The sequence below is a fragment of the Rhodosalinus sp. genome (assembly GCF_041685465.1).
Lineage (GTDB): Bacteria > Pseudomonadota > Alphaproteobacteria > Rhodobacterales > Rhodobacteraceae > Rhodosalinus.
The window spans coordinates 1-5,664 of sequence record NZ_JAWLFS010000198.1; the positions used below are offsets into that span (position 1 = coordinate 1).

Here is a 5,664-nt window from a genome sequence, read left to right on the forward strand (position 1 = left end):
GACCTCGAAGGTGGACGACGACCAGCTCTTCTATTGCCGCTCGCGCGGCATGGACGAGGAAGAAGCCGTGGCGCTGATCGTCAACGGCTTCGCCAAGGAGGTGCTGCAGGCGCTGCCGATGGAGTTCGCGATGGAGGCGCAACAGCTCGTGGCGATCTCGCTCGAGGGCTCGGTCGGCTGAGGACGGAACAGGCGCCATGATCGTCACCACCACGCCCGCCGTCGAGGGCCGCAAGATCGAGGGTTATCACGGCATCGTCACGGGTGAGGCGATCATCGGCGCCAACGTCTTCCGCGACGTCTTCGCCGGGATCACCGACATCCTCGGCGGCCGCTCCGGCGCCTACGAGGCGAGCCTCGCCGAGGCGCGCGAGACGGCGATCCGCGAGATGGAGGGCCGCGCGGCGGCGCTCGGCGCCACGGCCGTGGTCGGGGTCGACCTGGATTACGAGGTCATCAACAACATGCTGATGGTCTCGGCCTCCGGCACCGCGGTCACGCTGGGCTGAGCCGTGGGTCCGCCGCTGTCGCAGACCGGGCCGGCACGGCCGGAGCTGACGCTGCCGGAGGCGGAAGCGGCGGCGCTTCGCGCGGTCTACGCGGGGGCCGGGACGATCCTCGAGTATGGCTCGGGCGGGTCGACGGTCATGGCCGCCGAGATGCCCGGCAAGCGGGTCGTCGCGGTGGAGAGCGATCCGGACTGGGCGGCGCGCATGCGTGCCTGGTTCGCGGACAACCCGCCGGCCGACGGCTCGGCGGTGGAGGTGATCCGGGCCGACATCGGCCCGACGAAGGAGTGGGGCCATCCGGCCGACGACTCGGGGTGGCGGCGCTACGCGCGCTACCCGCTCGGGGTCTGGGACCGCGAGGGGCTGGCGCCGGAGGCGGTGCTGGTGGACGGGCGGTTCCGGGTGGGCTGCGCGCTCGCGGCGCTCTTCCGGGCGCCGGGGCCGTTCACGCTGCTCTTCGACGACTACGCGCCGCGGCGCCACTACCACGTCGTCGAGGAGTATCTCGGGCCGCCCCGCATGGCGGGGCGCATGGCCCTCTGGGAGGTGACGCCGCGGCCGGTTCCGGCCGAGCGGCTGACGCAAATCGTGACGCTGATGACGCGGCCGTGAGCGGCGCGCAGGCAGAAGGAAGGGACGACCACATGCTGACCATCGAAAATCTCCACGTGAAGCTCGAGGAGGAGGACAAGGAGATCCTCAAGGGCGTGGACCTCTCCGTCGAGGCGGGCAAGGTGCACGCGATCATGGGGCCGAACGGCTCGGGCAAGTCGACGCTCTCCTACGTGCTGTCGGGGCGCGACGGCTACGAGGTCACGGATGGGTCGGCGCAGCTCGACGGCGAGGAACTGCTCGAGATGGAGCCCGAAGAGCGCGCGGCGGCCGGTCTCTTCCTCGCGTTCCAGTACCCGGTCGAGATCGCGGGCGTGGGCAACATGACCTTCCTGCGCACCGCGGTGAACGCGCAGCGCAAGGCCCGCGGCGAGGCCGAGATGAACTCGACCGAGTTCCTCAAGCTCGTGCGCGCCCGCGCCAGGGAGCTCGACATCGACGCCGAGATGCTCAAGCGCGGCGTCAACTCGGGCTTCTCGGGCGGCGAGAAGAAGCGCAACGAGATCCTCCAGATGGCCATGCTGGAGCCGCGGATGTGCATCCTCGACGAGACGGACTCCGGCCTTGACGTGGACGCGATGAAGCTCGTGGCACAGGGCGTGAACAAGCTGCGCGACGCGGGCCGCGGTTTCCTGGTGATCACGCACTACCAGCGGCTTCTGGACCACATCGTGCCGGACGTCGTGCATATCATGGCCGGCGGGCGCATCGTGAAGACCGGCGGCCCCGAGCTCGCGCTCGAGGTCGAGAAGAACGGCTACGCCGAGTTCGCCGGGGAGGTGGCGTGATGGCGCTCCCGCAGCCGAAGCTCGACACGCTCGAGGCGCGCCTCGGCGCGCTGACGATGCCCGCGGACGGCTGGCCGCGCGCCGCGCGCGAGGCGGCGCTGGAGCGCCTGCGCGGGATGGGTCTGCCGGGCGCGCGCGACGAATACTGGAAGTTCACGCGCCCCGACACGCTCACAGCAATCGAGGCGCCCGAGGCGGCGGTCTTCGACGCGGGCGAGCCGCCGATGTTCGACGCCTTCGACCGGCTGAAGATCGTCTTCACCGACGGCGTCTTCGACGCGGCGGCCTCCGATGACCTCGCGCTCGAGGGGATCGAGATCGCGCGCCTCGAAGAGGCGGGGGCGGCGGATCTGCACTGGGCGCGCGACATCTACGGCACGCTCGAGGCGCGGGGGCACGATCCCGTGCCGCGCCCGCTCGCGGCACTCAACACGGCCCATGCGACCGACGGTGTGCTGATCCGCGTGACGGCGACGCCCTCCAGGCCGGTGAGCCTGATCTACCGGCACGAGTCCACGACCTCGGACGCCTATCTGCACCACTGCATCCGGGTCGAGGCCGGGGCGACGCTCACGCTTCTCGAGAACGGGCCCGCGGCGGCGCGGTTCAACAACGTGATCGAGGTCGACCTCGCCGACGGCGCGACCTTTCATCACGTCCGCGCGCAGGGCCGCGACCACGAGCGCCGCGCGGCGACGCATGTCTTCGCCCGTGTCGGGGAGGCGAGCGTCTTCAAGAGCTTCTCGGTCACGGTGAACGGCGTGATGACACGCAACGAGACCGTGGTCGAGATGGCCGGCGCGGGCGGCGTGGCGCATATCGCCGGCGCGAGCGCGGGCGACCGCGGCTTTCACGGCGACGACACGGTGTTCATCACCCACGCCGCGCCCGACTGCGAGAGCCGCCAGGTCTTCAAGAAGGTGCTCCGCAACGGCGCCACGGGCGTCTTTCAGGGCAAGATCCTCGTCCATCCGGTCGCGCAGAAGACCGACGGCTACCAGATCAGCCAGTCGCTGCTTCTCGACGACGACAGCCAGTTCCTCGCCAAGCCGGAGCTCGAGATCTACGCCGACGACGTGGCCTGTTCGCACGGCTCGACCTCGGGCGCGATCGACGAGGACGCGCTCTTCTACCTGCGCTCCCGCGGCGTGCCGGAAGGCGAGGCGACCGATATCCTGACGCTGTCCTTCCTCGCCGAGGCTGTGGAGGAGATCGAGGACGAGGCGCTCGCCGGGGACATCACGGCGCGGCTCGAGAGCTGGCTTGCGCGTCGGCGCGGCTGATGCCGGTGACAACCGATATCGCGGCGACCTACCGGTCGCCGCGAGCCGTGATGCGCCGCCTGCTGGCGGCCGGGCGGCGCGAGGACCGGGCACTCGCCATCCTGATGGGCGGGTGTCTTCTCGCGTTCATCGGGCGCTGGCCGGCGCTGCAGCGCGCCGCGACGCTCGAGACCGACGCCGAGGGTCCCTCCTTCGAGGCGATGATGGCCGGGGCGCTCTTCGGCTGGATCTTCGTCGCGCCGCTTCTCTTCTACGGGCTCGCGGCGCTCTCGCATCTCGTCGCGCGGGCCCTCGGGGGGCAGGGCGGGTTCTTCGGTGCGCGCCTCGCGCTTTTCTGGTCGTTTCTCGCCGCGGCACCGCTTCTTCTGCTTCACGGGCTGGTCGAGGGCTTCGTCGGGCCCGGACCGGGCTTGCAGATCGTCGGCGTTCTGTGGTTGGTCGCTTTCGGGTGGTTCTGGATCGCGAGCCTCCGGGAGGCCGAGAAAGGGATGGCATGACGACCGCGGCGCTCGGGCAACTGGCGATCGAGACGATACGCGACCCGCGGGAGGCCGCGCGCCGGCTGCTCGCGCTGGACCTGCCGCGCAGCGCGCTCTGGACGGCGCTCGCGCTGGTGATCGTGCTGAACGCCGCCGTCTACGGCCTGTCCAACATGCTGGTGCCGCCGCCCTCGGACGTGCCGATGGCCGCCCTCTCGCCGGTGCCCTTCGCGGCCTTCCTCGCCGCCGGGCTGATCGGCACGATCTACGCGCTCTGGTACGTCGGCCGCGCGCTCGGCGGGGCGGGATCGCTCGACGACGTGATGGTGCTGCTGGTGTGGCTTCAGGCGCTGCGCCTCGCGGTGCAGGCCGCGCTTCTGGTGCTCGTGCCGCTGAGCCCGGTCCTGTCGTCGCTGGTGGTGCTGGCGGCGGCGGTAATCGGTTTCTGGATCCTTCTGAATTTCGTCGATATGGCGCATGGTTACGGCAGCCTGTTGAAGTCGCTCGGGGCGGTCGCGCTCAGCGTGCTCGCGCTCGCTCTGGGGCTCACGCTGTTCGTGACGCTCTTCGGTGGCGCGCTACCTCAGTCGTGACGCGATAGGGGACGATGGCGATGTATGACGTGAACGCGATCCGGGCGGAGTTTCCGATCCTCGCGCGCGAGGTGAACGGCAAGCCGCTGGTCTATCTGGACAACGGCGCCTCCGCGCAGAAGCCGCAGTGCGTGATCGACGCGGTCACGAAAGGCTACGCCGAGGAATACGCCAACGTGCACCGGGGGCTGCACTATCTCTCGAACCTCGCCACCGAGAAATACGAGGCCGTGCGCGGCACCGTGGCCCGCTTCCTCGGCGCGCCCTCGGAGGACGAGATCGTGATGACCTCGGGCACCACCGAGGGCATCAACCTTGTGGCCTACGGCTGGGCCATGCCGCGGATCGAACCCGGCGACGAGATCGTGCTCAGTGTCATGGAGCATCACGCCAATATCGTGCCCTGGCACTTCCTGCGCGAGCGCCACGGCGCGGTGCTGAAATGGGTGGACGTGGACGCCACCGGCGCGCTCGATCCGCAGGCGGTGATCGACGCGATCGGGCCGAAGACCAAGCTGGTGGCGATCACGCATCTTTCCAACGTCCTCGGCACGAAGGTGGACGTTCAGGCGATCTGCGCGGGCGCGCGGGAGAAGGGCGTGCCGGTGCTGGTGGACGGCAGTCAGGCCGCGGTGCACATGCCGGTGAACGTGGCCGGGCTCGGCTGCGATTTCTACGCCGTCACCGGCCACAAGCTCTATGGCCCTTCCGGGTCCGGCGCGATCTGGATCGCGCGCGAGCGGATGGAGGAGATGCGCCCCTTCATCGGCGGGGGCGACATGATCCGCGAGGTGCACAAGGACGAGGTGACCTATGCCGATCCGCCGATGAAGTTCGAGGCGGGGACGCCGGGCATCGTTCAGCAGATCGGCCTTGGCGTCGCGCTCGAGTGGCTCATGGATCTCGGCATGGAGGCGGTCGCGGCGCATGAGGACGGCCTGCGCGACTACGCGGTCACGCGGCTCGGCGGGCTCAACTGGCTGAACGTGCAGGGGACGACGCCGGACAAGGCGGCGATCTTTTCCTTCACGATGCAGGGCGGCGCCCATGCGCACGACATCTCCACCATCCTCGACAAGAAGGGCGTCGCCGTGCGCGCGGGCCATCATTGCGCCGGGCCGCTGATGGATTTCCTCGGCACGCCGGCGACCTGCCGGGCGAGCTTCGCGCTCTACAACACGACCGACGAGGTCGACGCGCTGGTCGACGCGCTCGAGCTGGCGCACGAGCTGTTCGACTGAGGCGCGGGATGCGTCCCCGCGCCCGCGCGGCGGCGGCGACGGGTTGCGCATCGCCGGCCGCGGCGCTAAGGGAGCGGTGCCGGTCCCGTAGCTCAGCCGGATAGAGCGCGCGCCTCCGAAGCGCGAGGTCACAGGTTCGAATCCTGTCGGGACCGCCAC

The 5,664-nt window shown here is 70.1% G+C and carries 8 protein-coding genes and 1 tRNA gene; all 9 read left to right on the forward strand.

Translation table 11 applies throughout. The annotated features are described in order from the left end of the window. The coding region (locus ACESL7_RS12185) for a SufD family Fe-S cluster assembly protein (protein WP_372893590.1) at nucleotides 1-181 on the forward strand (181 nt) is incomplete at its 5' end. 16 nt (nucleotides 182-197) lie between these two features. Further along, on the forward strand, nucleotides 198-509 hold the full coding sequence (locus ACESL7_RS12190; RefSeq protein ID WP_372893591.1) for a heavy metal-binding domain-containing protein: 312 nt from the start codon (nucleotides 198-200) through the stop codon (nucleotides 507-509). A 3-nt stretch (nucleotides 510-512) separates the two neighbouring features. Further along, nucleotides 513-1,121, forward strand: coding sequence for a class I SAM-dependent methyltransferase (locus ACESL7_RS12195; protein WP_372893592.1), 609 nt, complete (start codon nucleotides 513-515; stop codon nucleotides 1,119-1,121). A gap of 32 nt (nucleotides 1,122-1,153) precedes the next feature. After that, complete coding sequence (sufC, locus tag ACESL7_RS12200) at nucleotides 1,154-1,909, forward strand: Fe-S cluster assembly ATPase SufC (protein ID WP_372893593.1); 756 nt, start codon at nucleotides 1,154-1,156, stop codon at nucleotides 1,907-1,909. Beyond that, nucleotides 1,909-3,192, forward strand: a complete 1,284-nt coding sequence (locus ACESL7_RS12205; RefSeq protein ID WP_372893594.1) for a SufB/SufD family protein — start codon at nucleotides 1,909-1,911, stop codon at nucleotides 3,190-3,192. Before sufC ends, ACESL7_RS12205 begins: the two co-directional genes overlap by 1 nt. Further along, on the forward strand, nucleotides 3,192-3,689 hold the full coding sequence (locus ACESL7_RS12210) for a YIP1 family protein (protein WP_372893595.1): 498 nt from the start codon (nucleotides 3,192-3,194) through the stop codon (nucleotides 3,687-3,689). The genes ACESL7_RS12205 and ACESL7_RS12210 overlap by 1 nt, the downstream gene beginning before the upstream one ends. Further along, nucleotides 3,686-4,264 (forward strand): Yip1 family protein, encoded by a 579-nt coding sequence (locus ACESL7_RS12215; RefSeq protein ID WP_372893596.1) that lies wholly within the window; start codon nucleotides 3,686-3,688, stop codon nucleotides 4,262-4,264. Before ACESL7_RS12210 ends, ACESL7_RS12215 begins: the two co-directional genes overlap by 4 nt. Nucleotides 4,265-4,284: 20 nt before the next feature. After that, nucleotides 4,285-5,505 (forward strand): cysteine desulfurase, encoded by a 1,221-nt coding sequence (locus ACESL7_RS12220; RefSeq protein ID WP_372893597.1) that lies wholly within the window; start codon nucleotides 4,285-4,287, stop codon nucleotides 5,503-5,505. 81 nt (nucleotides 5,506-5,586) lie between these two features. Further along, nucleotides 5,587-5,663: transfer RNA gene (locus tag ACESL7_RS12225), tRNA-Arg, on the forward strand. The last annotated feature ends 1 nt before the right edge of the window (nucleotide 5,664 follow it).